Below are 17512 nucleotides of genomic sequence, written 5' to 3' on the forward strand. Positions count from 1 at the left end.
CGGACCGTCCGGACGGACACTATGGCGTCAACACGTATGCGGCAAGGCGGCACGCCCGGACATAACCAAGGTCAATGCCGTGCGCGCGGGTGCGCCGCGGCATAGGCCTCGCGGAGCTTGTCGACCGTGACCAGGGTGTACACCTGCGTGGTGGTCACCGAGGCGTGGCCGAGCAATTCCTGAACCACCCTAACGTCCACACCCCCGTCTAGGAGGTGCGTTGCGAACGAATGTCGCAAGATATGGGGGGAGATTCCTGCCAGCCCGCCACGCTCGGCGGCCGCCTGGAGGACCTCCCAGGCGCCCTGTCGGGTGAGCCGGCCGCCCCTGGCGTTGAGGAACAGTCCCGAGGTGCCCCTTCCGTGGGCGGCGATCCTCGGACGCGCCCGGGCGAGGTAGGCGCCCAGCGCCTCCCTGGCGAAGCGGCCCAGGGGCACCAGGCGGGTGCGCCCGCCCTTGCCGCGCAGCCGCACCTGCTGGGTGTCGGAGCCCAGGTCGACGTCGTCCACCGCGAGCCCCACGGCCTCGGAGATGCGTGCGCCGGTGCCGTACAGCAACTCCAGCAGCGCCCGGTTGCGCATCGTCAGCGGTGCGCCCTCGGGGCCGGAGGCGGCGATGAGCCGCTCGACGTCGTCCACGCTGATCGCCTTGGGCAGCCGCCTGAGCTGCCTCGGCGGCCGCACCCCGTGGGCCGGGTCGTGGCCGGAGACGCCCTCGCGCAGCGCGAAGCGGTGCAGGCCGCGCACCGCGGAGACGGCGCGCGCCGCCGAGCTGGCGACGAGGGCCTGGTGCTCCTCGTCGCCCTCCCTGAGCGCGGTCAGGAAGGCCGTGACGTCACCTTCGGCGACCTCGCCGAAGGTGACGCGTCCACGGCTCTTCAGATGCTCCACATACCGCAGGAGGTCACGGCGGTAGGAGGCCAGTGTGTTGGCAGCCAGGCCACGCTCCAACGCCAGATGGGCGAGGTAGCTGGAGAGGACGGCCTCCGTCTCGCTCAGGGTGTCCTCCTGTCATGCCTCCGGTGCGTCGGCGGGCCGCAGTGAGGCGAAAGCATCCGCCGAAGCGGCGTATGCGGCGAGAATACCGGCCACGGCTTGGGAATTGTGGATCATTCCCGCCAGGGCACGCCGAACCGCGTCGGACAGGGGAATCCAGACCACCGGCATGTCGACCTCTTCGTGCCGGTGAACGAAGTCGAGCTCCCCTTCGGGGATGGGGCTGAGGTCCCTGGCGAGGAAGATCCGGGTCCGCTCGTCGGTCATCCCCGGAGAGGTGAAGGCGTCGACCAGGGTGTGCCAGGTCCGTGCCCGGTAACCCGCCTCCTCGGCGAGCTCGCGGGCGGCTCCGACGTGCAGCGGCTCGCCCTCCACGTCGCGCAGGCCCGCCGGCAGCTCCCAGAGCAGGCGGCGGACCGGGTGGCGGTACTGGCGGATCATCAGCACCCGGTCCTGGCCGTCGAGCGCGACCACGGCCACCGATCCGGGATGGATCACGTAGTCGCGGTTGACGACCTCCTCGCCCTGCATGAGGACCGCGTCGGTCACCGCGGTGATGACGCGCCCACTGAAGTGCTCGGCGGAGGAGACGACCTTCCACTCCTCCGGGGCGTCCTGGACGTCGAGCCCGGAGGCGTTCACTTTCCCCGCCCGGCCCTGGCCGAGCTGCCGCGGACGTCGGCGTAGGTCAGGGCGGCGCCGACCAGCCCCTTGAACAGGGGGTGCGAGCGGGTCGGCCGGGAGCGGAACTCCGGGTGCGCCTGGGTGCCGACGAAGAAGGGGTGGACGTCGACGGGCAGCTCGGCGTACTCCACCAGGCGGCCGTCGGGCGACAGGCCGGAGAAGACCATGCCGACCTTCTCCAGCTCGTCGCGGTAGGAGTTGTTGACCTCGTAGCGGTGGCGGTGGCGCTCGTCCACCTTCGCCATGCCGTACAGCTGGCGCGCGAGGGAGCCCTCGGCGAGCTTGGCGGGGTAGAGGCCCAGCCGCATGGTGCCGCCCATGTCGCGCTCGCCGGAGACGACGTCCTCCTGGTCGGCCATGGTGGAGATGACCGGGTGGGTGGTCTCGGGGTCGAACTCGGTGCTGCCGGCGTCCTCGATGTTCGCGAGGTTGCGGGCGGCCTCGATGACCATGCACTGCATGCCCAGGCAGATGCCGAGCAGCGGGATCTTGTTCTCCCGGACGTGCCGGATCGCGCCGAGCTTGCCCTCGATGCCGCGCACGCCGAAGCCGCCGGGGACGAGCACGCCGTCCACCCCGTCCAGCTCGCGGGCGGCGCCCTCGGGGGTCTCGCAGTCGTCGCTCTTCACCCAGCGGATGTTGACGCGGGCGTCGTTGGCGAAGCCGCCCGCGCGCAGCGCCTCGGTGACCGACAGGTAGGCGTCGGGAAGGTCGATGTATTTGCCGACCAGCGCGATCGTGACCTCCTTGGCCGGGTGGTGCACCCGGCGCAGGAGCTGCTCCCACTCCTGCCAGACGACGTCGCGGAAGGGCAGGCCGAGGCGGCGGACGACGTAGGCGTCCAGCCCCTCGGAGTGCAGCACCTTGGGGATGTCGTAGATGCTCGCCGCGTCGACGGCGGACACCACGGCGTCCTCGTCGACGTCGCACATGAGGCTGATCTTGCGCTTGATCGAGGTGCTGACCGGGCGGTCGGAGCGCAGGACGATCGCGTCGGGCTGGATGCCGATGCTGCGCAGCGCGGCGACCGAGTGCTGGGTCGGCTTGGTCTTCAGCTCGCCGCTCGGCCCGATGTACGGCAGCAGCGAGACGTGCAGGAAGAACACGTTGTCGCGGCCGACCTCGTGCCGGACCTGGCGGACGGCCTCCAGGAAGGGCAGCGACTCGATGTCGCCGACGGTGCCGCCGACCTCGGTGATGACCACGTCCACGTCAGGACCGGCCATGGACCGGATGCGGTCCTTGATCTCGTTGGTGATGTGCGGGATGACCTGCACGGTGTCACCGAGATACTCGCCGCGGCGCTCCTTGGCGATGACGTTGGAGTAGACCTGGCCGGTGGTCACGTTCGCCGAGCCGTGCAGCTCGGTGTCGAGGAAACGCTCGTAGTGGCCGACGTCGAGGTCGGTCTCCGCTCCGTCGTCGGTGACGAACACCTCACCGTGCTGGAACGGGTTCATCGTCCCGGGGTCGACGTTGAGGTAGGGGTCGAGTTTCTGCATGGTGACCCGCAGACCACGCAGTTTGAGGAGGCGTCCGAGGCTCGACGCCGTCAGTCCCTTACCGAGACTGGAGGCGACGCCGCCGGTGACGAACAGATGCTTGGTGTGTGCGGCGCTGCGCAAGAAGTCTCCCGTGGTCGTCATAGATCAGTCGGCACACCCTGATAGCGGCCCACCTGTCCACGGACTCTCAGGATATCAAACCGTTCCTGCGAACTGTCCGGGTGACTCCCGCCCCGCATTCCATTGGAAACTGACCAAGCGGTAACTTAAGCGGTTATGTCGATTCGTGGCGTGGTACGGCGTGCCGCCGGCGGCCTCATTCACCGCGGCTGGGCCGCGATCCGGGCGGCCGGCGCGGTGAGCCCGGCCAATCCCGCCGGGTACCGCTTCCGCCGCCTCGGCGACGGCGCCTGCCTGTCGTTCCCCGTCGGCGCGATCTTCGGCGAGGCCTGGATCGAGATAGGCGAGCACACCCTGGTCGGCGAGCGCGTCTCCATCTCCGCGGGCATGGGCCCGGGGGTGGACCTGGGTCCGGACTCGATCGTGCGGATCGGCGGGAGCTGCTCGATCGGCCGGGGCAGCCACATCGTCGGCCACCAGTCGATCGACATCGGCGACCACGTGTTCACCGGCCCGTACGTCTACATCACCGACCAGAACCACGTCTACGACGACCCGGAGACGCCGATCGGCCGCCAGTGGCCGCGCAACACCCCCGTGGTCATCGGTTCGGGTTCCTGGCTGGGCACCGGATCGATCATCCTGCCGGGCACCCGGATCGGCAGGCAGTGCGTGGTCGCGGGCGGAGCCGTGGTGCGCGGCGAGTTCCCCGACCACAGCGTGATCGCCGGCGTGCCGGCCAAGGTCGTCCGCCGTTACGTGCCCGGAGACGGGTGGCTGCCGCCCCACCTCAACGGCACCCGCGCCGAACAGGCCGCGCCCTGCGCCGCCGGGATCGCGGAACCCGTCGAGACCGTGAGGGCCGCGGGGACCGCCGGGATCGCGGAACCCGCCGAGACCGTGAGGGCCGCCGAGCACACCGGGACCACGGGAGACGTGGAGCACGCCGGATCCCCGAGCCCCGCCGAGCGCCCCGCGCCTCCCGGGACCGCCGGATCCGTTCAGCGCGTCGCCCCCGCCGGGGCCGCCGGAACCGGGCCGGTCGGCGGCGCCTGACGTCTCCCCCTGGACCGAACAAGGTTCTGGGATTTACGGTCACGGCATGCGCACCGCGATCTGTGAGAGATTCGGCGTCGAGTTCCCCCTCTTCGCCTTCAGCCACTGCCGCGACGTGGTCGCCGCGGTGACCAACGCGGGCGGGATGGGCGTGCTCGGCGCCATCGCCTACTCCCCCCGGCAGCTCGACGCGGAACTGAACTGGATCGACGAGCGGGTCGGCGGCCGGCCGTACGGCGTGGACGTCCTCGTCCCCGGCGGGGTCGACGCGTCGGCGGCCGACCGGAGCGCCCGGCTCCTCGACCTCATCCCCGAACGGCACCGCGACTTCGTGACGTACCTGTTCGGCAAGTACGGGGTGAACCTGCCGGAGCCGTTCACCGGGGCCATGTCGACCTACGCCGACGAGGTGGGGCGCCGGGTGACCGCCGAGGGCGCGACCGGCCTCGTCGACGTGGCGCTCAAGCACCCGATCGGCCTCATCGCCAGCGCGCTCGGCCCGCCTCCGCCGGAGATGGCGGCCAAGGCGCGAGAGGCCGGGGTCGCGGTCGCCGCGCTGGTCGGAACGGTCGAGCACGCCCGGCGCCAGGTGGCCGCGGGGGCCGATGTGATCGTGGCGCAGGGGTCGGAGGCGGGCGGGCACACCGGCGAGATCTCCACGATGGTGCTGGTTCCCCAGGTCGTGGACGCCGTGGACGTCCCGGTGCTGGCGGCGGGCGGCATCGCCTGCGGCCGCCAGGCCGCCGCCGCGCTCGCGCTGGGCGCCGAGGGGGTGTGGTGCGGCTCGGTCTGGCTGACCACGGAGGAGGCCGAGACCCTCCCCTCGGTCAAACGCAAGATGCTGGCCGCCACCTCCTCCGACACCGTCCGGTCCCGGTCGCGGACCGGCAAGCCCGCCCGGCAGCTGAGGTCCGCCTGGACCGAGGAGTGGGAAGGCGCGCAGGAGAGCCCGGGGCCGCTGCCGATGCCGCTGCAGATGCTGCTGGCCGAGGGGGCGATGGCCAGGATCGGCCGGGCGGCCGACAGCGGCGACCCCGGCGCCGGGGAGCTCGTCACCTACTTCGTCGGGCAGGTCGTCGGCCAGATGAACCGGGTCAGACCGGCCCGTCAGGTCGTCTACGACATGATCGAGGAGTTCGCCGCCGCCGTGGAGCGCCTGGAGGCCGTCACCGGCGGCGGGATCCAGCCGGGCCGTCCCCCGTCATCCTGAGGAGGGACGCCCCCTCACCCGCTGGACGGAAATCGTCTCGCCGGCCGGTGGATCGGGGTGGATTTCCCTTGTGAGCAGGTAAGCGCCGCTCATAACTTCTTCCCTGTTCGCTCCCGCCGACGGATGGGCGGAGCGGTTGTGGAGGGGGTCGTGTTGAGCGGAGTTCGTGTTGGTCGCCGGCTGCTGGCGGCGGCTTCGGGGGGAATCGCGGCGCTGGCCGTGGCGGTCGCGCCGGTCGCGACGGCGCACGCGGCCGAGGATACGGCCAAGGTCGTCGCCAAGGGCCTCGACAGCCCGCGCGGGCTGTTCTTCGGCCCCGACGGCACGCTTTACATCGCCGAGTCCGGCCACGGCGGCAAGGTCAAGTGCACCACGCCTCCCGCCCCGAAGGGCGAGAAGGCGGAGAAGATGTGCCTCGGCCTGACCGGCCGGGTGAGCACGCTCAAGGACGGCAAGACCTCGGTGCTCATCGGAGGCCTTCCCTCGGCGGCCAGCGGCGGGTTCGCGCTCGGCCCGCACGACGTGACGCTCAACGACAAGGGCGACCTGATGGTGACGGTCGGCTTCTCCGGCGACACGGCCCTGCGCGCCAAGCTCGGCCCCGGGGGCAAGACCCTGGGCACGCTGCTGACGCTCTCCGCGAAGGGCAGGACGATCTCCATCGCCGACCTGGTCGCCCACGAGACCCGGCACAACCCCGACGGCAAGGACAAGGGCAGCGCGGTCGACTCCTACCCGTTCGGGGTGGCCCCGCTGCCCGGCGGCGGCGCGCTGGTCGCCGACACCGGGGGCAACTCCGTGCTGCGGGTGAGCAAGAAGGGCGGTGTCAGCACCGAGGCGGTCTTCCACGCCCGGTCCGTGGCCGCCCCGCCGGCGCTCAAGATGCCGAAGGGCAGCAAGATCCCGATGCAGTCGGTGCCGATGGGCATCGCCCTGGGCCCCGACGGGGCCCACTACATCGCCGAGCACGGCGGATTCCCGAACCCGGAAGGCGCCGCCCGGGTGCTCCGCCTGGAGCGGGGCAAGGTCACCACCGCCGCGAAGGGCTTCACCACGGTGGCCGACGTGACCTTCGACGCCGCCGGCCGGCTGGTCGTCCTCGGCTCGGTCGGGCCGATCCCCGCCGACGGCATGACCAAGAGCGCCGTCTACCGGATCGAGGCCGACGGCACCCGCACCGAACTTCTCAAACCCGGCACGCTGGTCACCCCGCTCAGCGTGGCCGTCGGCCCCGACGGTGCCGTTTACGTGGCCAACAAGGCCATGGTGCCCGGCAAGGGCGAGGTGCTCCGGGTCCCCGTCCCGGAGTAGCTCTCAGGGGGAACACGAGGGGCGCGTCCCGTACGGGGTGCGCCCCTCGTCGTCGCCTGCCGGTCGCCCCGTACCCGTCGCCTCGTTTCCCATCGTCCTGCTTCCGTCGCCCTGTGTCCGGCCCCCTGTGTCCGTCGCCCTGTGTCCGTCGCCCTGTGTCCGTCTCCCCGTGTCCGTCGCCCTGTGTCCGTCTCCTCGGGTCCGGCCCCCTTGTGTCCGTCTCCTCGGGTCCGGTGCCCGGCCCTCTCGCGCTCGGCAATCGCCGCGGTCCGGTGGGATCCATCGGTGACCGGGAATCGTTGAAGAAGGGGACGAGACACAACGGAGGCACGATGCTCGCGGCACTGACAGGCCTGGGGCTCTCGACCGCGGCGGGGCTGAACGCCTACATCCCCCTGCTCGTGGTCGGCCTGATCGCCAACTTCACCGATCAGCTGCGGCTGCCACAGGAGTTCGCGTGGCTGTCCAACGGGTGGGTGCTCGGGATCATCGGCGTGCTGCTGCTCGCCGAGTTCGTGCTTGACAAGGTCCCGGTGGTGGACAGCGTCAATGACATGATCCAGACCGTGGTCCGCCCGGCCTCCGGCGGCGTGGTGTTCAGCGCCACCGAGGCGGCGGCCCGGCTCGACGGCTCGACCTGGATGAGCCACAACCCCTGGCTGAGCTGGGTGCTGGGCATCGGGATCGCGCTGGCGGTACACGTGATGAAGACGACCGCCCGGCCCGTGGTCAACGCCTCGACCGCCGGGGTGGGCGCGCCCGTGGTCAGCACGGTGGAGGACGCCGGAGCGCTCGGCATGAGCCTGATCGCGATCTTCCTGCCGGTCCTGGTCATCGTGGCGGTGGCCGTACTGGCGCTGTTCGCCTGGTGGGCGATCCGCAAGGTACGGCGGCGGCGCGCGCTGCGACGGAGTCCGGTCTGAACGACGGCCGCGCCCACCTGGGTACGCGGGCTATGCTCGAAACACCCCGTTCCTCTCCTGCCGGGAGGTGGCTTCGATCGGCACTTTCATCACCATCATGCTGGTGATCTTCCTGTTCTTCCTTCTCATGGGAGCGGCCGGGATCTACCTGCTGGTCAAGGTCGGCAAGAAGGCCACCAAGAAGGCCCGCAAGGTGAGCACCCGTGTCGCCTCCCACGTGGCGGCGATGGGCACCGGCGACGCGGCCGAGACCGAGCGGATGCGGCTGGACCTGCGCCGCGAGGTCTCCCTGACCCGCCAGACGGTGGAGCACGCGCTCCGCGACGGATGGGGGCTCGGCGACCTGCCGCAGCTCGTGGCCGAGATCGGCGCGCACGCCGACCAGCTCGACGCCCAGCTCGGCGTCTACGCCCAGGAGCGCCGCGTGTCCGCCTACGTCGACCACACCGCGCTCGGCAGGCTGCGTGAGCACCATGCCAAGCTGACCACGGCCTGTGCCCGGATCCGCGCCGACCTGCTCAACGACCAGATGGCGCACGCGGCCGGCGGCATCGAGGAGATCCGGAGCCGCACCGACCTGGAGATCGAGGCGCGCCGCCGCGCCCCCGACCCTCTGGACCAGATCGACGAGCTCTACAACCGCACGATGGTCGACCGCGCCCGCCCCGACGACCAGCGCTGAACCGCCGGATCCCGCGTCCCGGCCTCCGGGCCCGGAGTCCGTCTCGGCGCACGCCGGCCTGGTCCGCGCTCCGTCGTGTGCCGACAGGCGTCAGCTGACGAAGGAGCGGGGGCGGTCGCCCGGGGACCGATCCCCGGGCAACCGGGCAACCGGTCGAGACTCCGGCCCGGCTGCCCGGGAAGAAGACCTCCGCTTCAGAAGACCCCTTGTTCAGGGGACTCCGGTGCTCAGAAGATCCCGGGTGCTCAGAAGATCCCGGCGCTCAAGAGACCCCTGTCCAGGAGCCCCCTGCTCAGAAGACCCGGGTGCTCAAGAGACCCCCGCTCAGAAGACCTCTGCCCAGGAGACCCCTGCCCAGGAGACTTCGGCGCTTAGGAGAGCTCTGCTCAGGGGACTCCGGTGCTCAGGAGACTCCGGCCTCCCGCATGTCTCGGACCTCCCGCTTGAGCTCCTTGATCTCGTCGCGGAGCCGGGCCGCGACCTCGAACTGGAGGTCCGTGGCGGCCTGGTGCATCTGGTCGGTGAGCGATTCGACCAGCGCCTCCAGCTGGGCGCGGGGCATCTCCCCCGCGATCGCCTTGGCGTGCTGGCCGACCTGCTTGACCGCGAAGCCGGGGACCGGGGCCTTGCCGCGCGACTGCTGGCGGCCGCTGCCGCCGAGGAGCTGGGCGGTGTCGGCGTCCTCGCGGTTGAGCGAGTCGAGGATGTCGGCGATCTTCTTGCGGAGCGGCTGCGGGTCGATGCCGTTCGCCTCGTTGTAGGCCGTCTGCTTGGCCCGGCGCCGGTTGGTCTCCTCGATCGCCCGCTCCATGGAGGGGGTGATCCGGTCGGCGTACATGTGCACCTGGCCGGAGACGTTACGGGCCGCGCGGCCGATGGTCTGGATCAGTGAGGTCTCCGAACGGAGGAAGCCCTCCTTGTCGGCGTCGAGGATGGCCACCAGCGACACCTCGGGCAGGTCCAGGCCCTCACGGAGCAGGTTGATGCCGACCAGGACGTCGAACTCGCCCATCCGCAGCTCCCGCAGGAGCTCGATGCGGCGCAGGGTGTCGACCTCGCTGTGCAGGTAGCGGACCCGGATGCCGAGCTCCAGGAGGTAGTCGGTGAGGTCCTCGGACATCTTCTTGGTCAGCGTGGTGACCAGGACCCGCTCGTCCTTCTCGGTCCGGGTCCTGATCTCGTGGACCAGGTCGTCGATCTGGGACTTCGTGGGCTTGACGATCACCTCCGGGTCGACCAGGCCGGTCGGCCGGATGACCTGCTCCACCACGTCGCCCTTGGAGCGGCCCAGCTCGTAGGTGCCCGGGGTGGCCGACAGGTAGACGGTCTGGTCGATCCGCTCCAGGAACTCCTCCCACTTGAGCGGGCGGTTGTCCATCGCCGACGGCAGGCGGAAGCCGTGCTCGACGAGCGTGCGCTTGCGGGAGGCGTCGCCTTCGTACATCGCGCCGATCTGCGGCACGGTCTGGTGCGACTCGTCCAGGACGAGCAGGAAGTCCTCGGGGAAGTAGTCGAGCAGCGTGTTGGGGGCGCTGCCCGGCGCACGGCCGTCCATGTGACGGGAGTAGTTCTCGATGCCGGAGCAGGTGCCGATCTGGCGCATCATCTCCAGGTCGTAGGTGGTGCGCATGCGCAGCCGCTGGGCCTCCAGGAGCTTGCCCTGCCGCTCCATCGTCTCCAGGGTCTGGGCCAGCTCGGCCTCGATGCCCTGGACGGCCTTCTCCATCCGCTCGGTGCCCGCGACGTAGTGGGAGGCGGGGAAGATGTAGAGCTCCTGGTCCTCCGTGATCACCTCGCCGGTCAGCGGATGCATGGTGGAGAGCTTCTCGATCTCGTCGCCGAACATCTCGATGCGGACCGCGAGCTCCTCGTACTTCGGGATGATCTCGATCGTGTCGCCGCGCACCCGGAAGGTGCCCCGGGTGAAGGCCAGGTCGTTACGGGTGTACTGCATGTCGACCAGGCGGCGCAGCAGGCGGTCGCGCTCGATCTCCTGCCCGACCTTGAGCGAGGTCATGCGGTCGACGTACTCCTGCGGGGTGCCCAGGCCGTAGATGCACGACACCGACGCCACCACGATCGTGTCGCGGCGGGTCAGCAGCGAGTTGGTCGCCGAGTGGCGCAGCCGCTCGACCTCGTCGTTGATCGAGGAGTCCTTCTCGATGTAGGTGTCGCTCTGCGGGACGTAGGCCTCGGGCTGGTAGTAGTCGTAGTAGGAGACGAAGTATTCGATCGCGTTGTTGGGCATCATCTCGCGCAGCTCGTTGGCGAACTGCGCGGCGAGCGTCTTGTTGGGCTGGATGACCAGGGTCGGCCGCTGCAGCCGCTCGATCAGCCAGGCGACCGTGGCGGTCTTGCCGGTGCCCGTGGCACCCAGCAGGACGTTGTCCTTGTCACCCGCCTTGACGCGCCGTTCGAGCTCGGCGATCGCGGTGGGCTGGTCGCCCGAAGGGGTCATGTCGGTGACGACCTCGAAGGGCGCCACCTTGCGCTGCAAATCAGTTACCGGCCTCACTCCACCCACTGTAGGCGGAGCCACCGACATTCCTCCGCCGGCCGCGTCACGCCAGGCGGTTTCAATCGGGCGGCAAGCGGATCGCAACCCGGATGCTCTTTACTTTTCCGCGTGCGCCCGCCTACCAAGCGTGATATATCGGGCTTTCCACACATATCTACCTCGGAGGTTTGATGGCCCGGCCAAGAGAGGCCATGCAGTCGGCGATGGCCGCCGCGCAGGCGATAGGGCAGGGAGGCGACCCGCGGCAGGTGGTGGGCCAGCTGGCCAACCAGGCGCTGGGGCAGGCGGGCGGTGAGAAGGGTTTCGCGCTCAACCCCTCCGACTTCCTGGCCGCCCGCGACCAGGGCGCGTCCCTGGGCACGGTCATCGAGGCCCGCGGCGCGTCGCTGAACGAGGCCGGCGAGATCGTCAACCGCAGCTTCACCGGCAACGGCCCGGACGGCCAGGCGGTCCACGTGATCTCGCCGGTGGTGATCCCCAAGAGCACCACGGCCCGGGTGGTCGTCCCCCTGATCGTGCTGGCGGTGCTCGGCCTGGCCGGTCTGATCGCCACCGGCCTCCCCGAGGGCGCGCGGGTGCTGTTCGGCCCGCACTACTGGGCCGTGCTGGTGCTGGCCGCCGCGTTCCTGTGGTGGCGGCGGAGCGTGGTGATGGTGCCCGAGGGCTGCAAGGCTCTGATCACCAAGTTCGGCAAGCTCGTGCAGATCGCCGAGCCGGGCAGGGTGACACTGCTCAACCCGTGGAAGCGGGTCAGCTACATCGTCAACACCACCCGCGAATACCCCTTCAACGCCCCCATCCGCGAGGCGCCGACCCAGCAGGGCGTCAAGGCCAGTGTGGACCTGTTCCTGCAGTTCCGGATCGAGGACCCGGCCGAGTTCATCTTCGTCCTCGGCTCGGTCAGCGGCTTCCAGGCCAAGCTGCAGAACGCCATCAGCGAGGTCACCCGCTCCCTCATCTACGCCCAGCGCGCCGAGGACATCTACGACCTGGTCGGGGAGAGCACCATGGGCATGCTGGACAACCTCAACCAGCAGTTCCTGCCCGCCGTACGGCTCACCGACGTCAACATCACCCACGCCGAGCCGTCCAGCCAGGAGTACCGGATGGACCTGGCCGCCCCGGAGATGATCAGGGTCGCCAAGGAGGCCTACACCTACGAGTACGAGCTCCAGCTGCGCAAGGAGCAGAACGAGGGCGACCTGATCAAGGAGCTCGCCGGGCTGCAGGAGCAGCTCTCGGCCATCCACGCCGAGATCGCCGGATACCAGGCCCGGATGGACACCGCGCTGGAGCGCGCGTCCCACCAGGCGAAGGCGCAGGCGGGCCAGCGGCTGGTGGAGGCGGAGTCCACCGCCAAGGCCAACGCCGCGCTGCTGGAGGCGCAGGCGCTGGACATCCGCGCGCTGAGCGCGGCCGAGGCGCCGGAGATCCTGGAGTACCGGTTCCAGCAGGACCTGCTCGACAAGCTGGAGTCCGTGGCCTCCCACCTGCCCCGCGTGGTGCAGGTCGGCGAGGCGACCGACATCGACCTGCTCGCCCTGGCCGGGCAGCTGGTCGGCAGCCGGGAGGCGCAGCTGTTCTCCGCGGCGGACATGACGGCGATCAGGGAACGGATCACCGAGATCGGCAGGCGGGTCGAGGGCCGCGAGGCGGAGATCACCGCCCTGCTCAACCCGGTCGCGGAGACCGCGGCGCCCGCCGTACGGGAGACCGCGGCGCCCATCGCACAGGAAGAGGCCAGAGATGAGCAGTGAGTTCTCCAAGATCAAGGAATCCCTGGCCTCCTGGTCGGAGATCCGCCAGCTGCTGCGCGGCGGCGAGTCCGGTCAGCTCGTCCCGGTGGTCATCCCCAAGGACCGCCGGGGCTTCGCCTGGCTGACGCTGGTCTTCCTGGCCCTCTACCTCGCCGGTACGGCCCTGCTGTCCAGCGGGGTGTTCTCCGGGCTGGCCGCGCTCGGCGCGGTGCTGTCCCTGGCCGTGGCACTGGTCTGGCTGTGGCGCCGGGCGATCATCGAGATCGAGGAGGGCACCACCGGCGTGCGCAGCCGGTGGGGCGCGATCGTGGGCACCCTGCCCCCGGGCCGTCACTACCTGTGGCTGCCGTGGGACCGGGTGGACGCGGTCGTGGACACCTCCACCGAGATCCCCTACTCCGCGCCGATCGTGGCCTGCCCGACCGCGGAGAACGTGCCGCTGAAGTCGATCGAGTTCTTCCTGAAGTTCCGCATCATCGACCCGGTGGCCTTCGTCCGGACGATCGGCGCCGGCAACTTCGACCTCGTGCTCAGCAGCGCCGTACAGGACGCCATCCGCCAGCGCAGCCGCCTCGTGCACACCGAGCGGGCCTACGACCTGCGCGGATCCGACGTCGGCGACATGCAGGAGCTCCTGACCCGCCAGCTCGGCCGCTACGGCGTGCGGATCACCGGCGCCAACATCCCCGACGTGCAGCTGCCCGACCAGTACCAGCAGCACCTGGCCACCCGCGAGAAGGTCGCCAAGGAGCTGTCGGCCTTCGAGCGGGAGTGGGAGCTCACCCGCAAGCGGCGCATCGACACCCTGCTGATGGAGATCGAGCGCTCCAAGAAGACGCGGGACGCCCGCATCGTCGAGGTCCGGGCCGCCGCCAACACCGCGCGCAAGGACGTCGCCCGCATGCTGGAGGAGCACGAGACCGAGGCCCAGCGGGTGCGCTGGGAGATCGAGGCCAAGGGCCGGGCCCAGCTCACCTCCGCGGAGAACGAGGCCAAGGGGCTGCGCCGGCTGGCCGACGCCTACCGCGACAACCGGGCGGTGCTCCAGTACGAACTGGCCCGCCGCCGCCTGGACGTGGGGGCCAAGCTGGCCGAGAACGCCCCGCGCCCGGTCGTCGTGCGCACCGACGGCGCGGGCGGCGAGTCCTCCGTGCTGTCCACCATGCTCCTGGCCCAGATCCTGCCGCAGCTCGGCAGCGGGAACGGCCAGGTCAAGCGAGTCGTTGAACCCAACTGAAACCTTCTACCCCAGGAGTCCCCCAATGGTGTTCCGCAAGCTGATGGCCGCGTTCGGCGCGGGCGTCGAGGTCGACACGATCCTGCAAAACTCCAACGTCCGCCCCGGCGAGGTCCTGCGCGGGCAGGTCAACTTCCGCGGCGGCGGCTCCGACTACAAGGTCGAGGGCATCTTCATCGACTTCACCGCGGTGGTGGAGGTCGAGAGCGGCGACAACGAGTACAAGTCGACCTACAGTTTCCTGCGCAAGCAGATCACCGGCCCGTTCCACCTCGCRGCGGGCGCCCCCCAGTCGGCCCCCTTCGAGATCCCCGTCCCGTGSGAGACCCCGATCAGCGCCATCGGCGGCCACCCGCTGCGCGGCATGCAGCTCGGCGTCTCCACCGAGCTCGCCCTGGCCGGCGCGCTGGACAAGGGCGACCTCGACCCGCTGTTCGTCAACCCGCTGCCCGCCCAGGACCACGTGCTCGGCGCGCTGGACAACCTGGGGTTCCGCTTCAAGAAGGCCGACCTGGAGCGCGGCACCCTGCACGGCTCGCAGATGCCGTTCTTCCAGGAGATCGAGTACTACGCGGGCCACGAGTACGCCCGGCACTTCAACGAGCTCGAACTGACCTTCATCGCCGGCCCGCAGGCGATGGACGTCATCCTGGAGGCCGACAAGCGCGGCGGCTTCATGAGCTCCAGCCATGACACCTACAACCGCTTCACGGTCCGCTACAACGACCACCCGGGCCAGGTCGAGCAGTCGCTCCGCGCCGGTCTTCACGCGATGGCGCAGAAGCGCGGCTGGTTCTGACCCGTCCCCCGTACGGCCGACGCCCCGGTCGCCGCCATCGGCCGGGGCCGGGGCCGGGGCCGGAGTCTGGAGTGCGACCCGGGTATGGCCCTACCATGACGGCGGGGCTGACTGGCGGGCGGAGCGCGCATGGGGCGGATGGCACGGTTCGGGACATGGCTGGGTAAGAACGCCGACGGTTTCATCGCCCTGCTGCTCGCGGCGGGCGTCGGCGTGGTCGGCCTGCTGGACGACTCGATCGACAAGGCTCTGCGGGACCAGGTCATCGAGTCCGGGACCCTGCTGGTGCTGGCCCTGCTGACCACCGCCATCCTGCGTGACCGCTGGCGCCAGGAGCCGGTCGAGACGGCGACGCGGGAGAGCTTCGCCATGACCTCGGCGCTGCCGGAGCGGCTGGAGCGGCTGGAGGGCGTGGTCTCCGGGGCCGGGCGGGCCTTGCAGGACCTGTCGGTCGTGAACGTGCTCAACGGCGCCGAGGAGATCGCCAAGGCGCACACCGAGGCGCGCGGCGGCACCGACCGCTGGATCTTCAAGGGCGGCACCGGCACCTACCTGCGCGCGGTGACGCTGCCCGAGTGCGTGGCGGCCGCCCGCAGGGAGCGGCGCGCGCTGGTGATGCGCCTGGAGATCATCGACCCCGGCGACGAACGGGTCTGCGAGGCCTACGCCCGCTTCCGCCGGTCGATGTCGCAGGAGCCGGACGGCACCGGGGAGGTCTGGACGCCCGAGCGCACCCGCAAGGAGGCCTTCGGGACCATCCTCGCCGGCTGCTGGTACCACCAGCGGTTCGGCCTGCTGGAGATCCACATCGGGCTGTCGGCCACGATGACGACGTTCCGCTGGGACCTTTCGGCGTCGTCGCTGATCATCACCGGGGAGGACCCCAGGCGGGCGCTCATCGCCCGCAGGGGTTCGTTCTACTACGACAGCTGCACCACCGAACTGCTGGCCAGCCTGGAGCAGGCCAGGCGGGTCCCGGTGGAGCTGGCCAGGTCCGTACCGCTCAGCGAGGAGCCCACCATCGAGGAGGTGCGCAGGCTGTTCGAGACCCTCGGCCTGCCGCTCCCCCGTTCCTACACCGACAGGGACGTCGCCGACCTCACGCGAAAGGCGCTCCGGGCCAAGAACCCGTACCTGTGATGCGATACCAGGATCTGTACGACGAGATGACCTGCGGCACGCCGCGCGGCTCCCTGCCCGGCTGGGCGGGGGAGGTCCTGGAGGCCATCGGTTCGGGCGCCTCGCCCGTCGTCGGTGTCCGTCATCCGCTCGGCTTCCTCTGCCTGCCGCTGGAGCGGACCGAGGAGCACGGCGTGTGCGTGCACATCTGGTCCGGCACGCTCCCCCGCGCCGCCACCACCACCTCCCAGATCCACTGCCACAGCTGGGACCTGGTCAGCCACGTGCTGTACGGCCGGGTGGAGAACGTGCGCGCCGACGTCGGCGACGCCACCGGCGGCGTCACCCACCGGGTCTTCGAGGTTCTCAGCGACGCCGAGGGCGACCGTATCCTGCCGACCCCGCGCACCGTCCGGTGCGCGCCGGGAGTGAGCGAGGTGTACGGCCCCGGCCAGACCTACACGCTGCCCGCCGGGGTGTTCCACGCCAGCGTGATCCCCGGCGGGGAGGCCGCGACGATCGCCCTGGGCCGGGGGCGTCCCGGCCGCAGCGACCTGTCGCTCGGCCCGCCCGGCCTCGGCGTCCACCTCGTCCCCCGCCACCGCTGCGACGCGCGGGAGACCGCGCGGGCCGCGCTGCACGCCGCCGGGCGCCTCGCGGGGCGGCTGCCCTGACCGCACGTCCGGACCGTCCGGCCCGGCCGGGTGGCCGCTCTACGACACGACCGAGGAGGACCGCATGGTTCAGGAGACGGATCTCGAGCACGCCCGCCGGATCGCCGTCGACGCCGCGCGGGCGGCCGGACGGCTGATCGCCGCGGGCACCCGGGGGGTCGTCGAGGTCAGCCCCAAGGGCGACGACGGCGACGTGGTCACCGACCTCGACCTGGCCTCGGAGCGGCTGCTGCTGCGGCGGGTGCTGACCGCCTTCCCGGACCACTCGGTGATCGCCGAGGAGTCGGGCGAGCTGGGCGGGGCGGACTCGGAGTGGACCTGGCTCATCGACCCCCTCGACGGCACCAACAACGTCGCGATCGGCCTGCCCCTGTACGCCGTGGGCCTGGCCCTGTGCCGGAACGGGCGGCCCGAGCTGGGGGTCGTGCACGAACCGGTGACCGGCAGGACCTGGTCGGCCGTCCGGGGCCGGGGCGCGCTCGGTCCGGGCGGCCCGCTGACCGCCCCGCCGTACCGGCCGACCGGCAGCGGTCCCGTGCTGGCCTGGATCCAGGGGTACGGCGTGCGGCGCGGCGACGCCGTGGCCTGCGCGCTGAAGGCGGGGCTGGACAGGCGTGCCCGGCGGGTGCTGAGGCTCTGGGCGCCGCTGCTGGCCTGGGTGATGCTCGCCCGGGGGGACATCGACGGGATCATCGGCTATCGGACCGGGATCGTCGACCTGCCCGGCGGCCTGCTGATCGCGCGGGAGGCCGGAGCGGTGGTCAGCGCCTTCGACGGCACCCCCTTCGACTGCGCCCCGCTCTCCGGGGACGGGCACGACTTCGTCGCGAGCCGGGTGGGGCTCCAGGAGGACCTGCTGGAGGCGGTCAGGCGGTGAGCAGCAGCGCGCCCACGGTCGCGGTCACGCCCACCACGGCCAGCC

General features: G+C 70.9%; 15 protein-coding genes. 11 read left to right on the top strand and 4 right to left on the bottom strand.

The window, feature by feature from the left end; genetic code table 11:
* Window positions 1-71 precede the first annotated feature (71 nt).
* From CA984_RS13055 to CA984_RS13065, 3 genes are read right to left on the bottom strand one after another with little or no spacing between them, the layout of a single operon-like run.
* Window positions 72-998: a site-specific tyrosine recombinase XerD gene (locus CA984_RS13055; protein WP_086571663.1), complete on the bottom strand. Its 927-nt coding sequence runs from the start codon at window positions 996-998 to the stop codon at window positions 72-74.
* 12 nt (window positions 999-1010) lie between these two features.
* Window positions 1011-1637 (bottom strand): NUDIX domain-containing protein, encoded by a 627-nt coding sequence (locus CA984_RS13060; RefSeq protein WP_086571666.1) that lies wholly within the window; start codon window positions 1635-1637, stop codon window positions 1011-1013.
* Window positions 1634-3304, bottom strand: coding sequence for a CTP synthase (locus CA984_RS13065; RefSeq protein WP_086571697.1), 1671 nt, complete (start codon window positions 3302-3304; stop codon window positions 1634-1636). The genes CA984_RS13060 and CA984_RS13065 overlap by 4 nt, the downstream gene beginning before the upstream one ends.
* Before the next feature lie 156 nt (window positions 3305-3460).
* Between CA984_RS13065 and CA984_RS13070 the strand changes: the two genes are divergently transcribed.
* The 5 genes from CA984_RS13070 to CA984_RS13090 all read left to right on the top strand — a co-directional run bounded on the left by CA984_RS13070 (window position 3461) and on the right by CA984_RS13090 (window position 8486).
* Window positions 3461-4360 (top strand): acyltransferase, encoded by a 900-nt coding sequence (locus tag CA984_RS13070; RefSeq protein ID WP_086571668.1) that lies wholly within the window; start codon window positions 3461-3463, stop codon window positions 4358-4360.
* Between the two features lie 46 nt (window positions 4361-4406).
* A complete protein-coding gene (locus tag CA984_RS13075; protein ID WP_086571670.1) occupies window positions 4407-5570 on the top strand; it encodes an NAD(P)H-dependent flavin oxidoreductase in 1164 nt (387 codons plus the stop codon).
* A gap of 150 nt (window positions 5571-5720) precedes the next feature.
* Window positions 5721-6881 (top strand): ScyD/ScyE family protein, encoded by a 1161-nt coding sequence (locus CA984_RS13080; protein WP_165781222.1) that lies wholly within the window; start codon window positions 5721-5723, stop codon window positions 6879-6881.
* 332 nt (window positions 6882-7213) lie between these two features.
* On the top strand, window positions 7214-7804 hold the full coding sequence (locus CA984_RS13085; RefSeq protein WP_031159905.1) for a DUF4126 domain-containing protein: 591 nt from the start codon (window positions 7214-7216) through the stop codon (window positions 7802-7804).
* Window positions 7805-7901: 97 nt separating this feature from the next.
* Window positions 7902-8486, top strand: a complete 585-nt coding sequence (locus tag CA984_RS13090) for a hypothetical protein (RefSeq protein ID WP_242675919.1) — start codon at window positions 7902-7904, stop codon at window positions 8484-8486.
* A gap of 403 nt (window positions 8487-8889) precedes the next feature.
* On the opposite strand, the gene uvrB is transcribed toward CA984_RS13090, so the two are convergent.
* Window positions 8890-11001: an excinuclease ABC subunit UvrB gene (gene uvrB / locus CA984_RS13095; protein WP_086571676.1), complete on the bottom strand. Its 2112-nt coding sequence runs from the start codon at window positions 10999-11001 to the stop codon at window positions 8890-8892.
* Between the two features lie 173 nt (window positions 11002-11174).
* On the opposite strand from uvrB, the gene CA984_RS13100 reads away from it, so the two are divergent.
* The 6 genes from CA984_RS13100 to CA984_RS13125 all read left to right on the top strand — a co-directional run bounded on the left by CA984_RS13100 (window position 11175) and on the right by CA984_RS13125 (window position 17467).
* Window positions 11175-12761 (top strand): SPFH domain-containing protein, encoded by a 1587-nt coding sequence (locus CA984_RS13100; protein WP_086571678.1) that lies wholly within the window; start codon window positions 11175-11177, stop codon window positions 12759-12761.
* Window positions 12751-13998, top strand: a complete 1248-nt coding sequence (locus tag CA984_RS13105) for an SPFH domain-containing protein (RefSeq protein ID WP_086571680.1) — start codon at window positions 12751-12753, stop codon at window positions 13996-13998. The genes CA984_RS13100 and CA984_RS13105 overlap by 11 nt, the downstream gene beginning before the upstream one ends.
* A 25-nt stretch (window positions 13999-14023) precedes the next feature.
* Entirely contained in the window at window positions 14024-14797 is a 774-nt protein-coding gene (locus tag CA984_RS13110; RefSeq protein WP_086571682.1) for a sporulation protein, read from the top strand.
* 129 nt (window positions 14798-14926) lie between these two features.
* Entirely contained in the window at window positions 14927-15937 is a 1011-nt protein-coding gene (locus CA984_RS13115) for a hypothetical protein (protein ID WP_086571684.1), read from the top strand.
* Window positions 15937-16590 (top strand): hypothetical protein, encoded by a 654-nt coding sequence (locus CA984_RS13120; protein WP_086571685.1) that lies wholly within the window; start codon window positions 15937-15939, stop codon window positions 16588-16590. Before CA984_RS13115 ends, CA984_RS13120 begins: the two co-directional genes overlap by 1 nt.
* Before the next feature lie 64 nt (window positions 16591-16654).
* Complete coding sequence (locus CA984_RS13125; RefSeq protein WP_086571687.1) at window positions 16655-17467, top strand: inositol monophosphatase family protein; 813 nt, start codon at window positions 16655-16657, stop codon at window positions 17465-17467.
* Window positions 17468-17512 lie beyond the last annotated feature (45 nt).

It is taken from the genome of Streptosporangium minutum, assembly GCF_002149035.1.
Lineage (GTDB): Bacteria > Actinomycetota > Actinomycetes > Streptosporangiales > Streptosporangiaceae > Streptosporangium > Streptosporangium minutum.

Coding starts and splice junctions, on each gene's coding strand:
- CA984_RS13075 (WP_086571670.1), top strand. CDS start 4,407: ATGCGCACCGCGATCTGTGAGAGATTCGGCGTCGAGTTCCCCCTCTTC.
- CA984_RS13105 (WP_086571680.1), top strand. CDS start 12,751: ATGAGCAGTGAGTTCTCCAAGATCAAGGAATCCCTGGCCTCCTGGTCG.
- CA984_RS13090 (WP_242675919.1), top strand. CDS start 7,902: ATGCTGGTGATCTTCCTGTTCTTCCTTCTCATGGGAGCGGCCGGGATC.
- CA984_RS13085 (WP_031159905.1), top strand. CDS start 7,214: ATGCTCGCGGCACTGACAGGCCTGGGGCTCTCGACCGCGGCGGGGCTG.
- CA984_RS13115 (WP_086571684.1), top strand. CDS start 14,927: ATGGGGCGGATGGCACGGTTCGGGACATGGCTGGGTAAGAACGCCGAC.
- CA984_RS13120 (WP_086571685.1), top strand. CDS start 15,937: ATGCGATACCAGGATCTGTACGACGAGATGACCTGCGGCACGCCGCGC.
- CA984_RS13125 (WP_086571687.1), top strand. CDS start 16,655: ATGGTTCAGGAGACGGATCTCGAGCACGCCCGCCGGATCGCCGTCGAC.
- CA984_RS13070 (WP_086571668.1), top strand. CDS start 3,461: ATGTCGATTCGTGGCGTGGTACGGCGTGCCGCCGGCGGCCTCATTCAC.
- CA984_RS13100 (WP_086571678.1), top strand. CDS start 11,175: ATGGCCCGGCCAAGAGAGGCCATGCAGTCGGCGATGGCCGCCGCGCAG.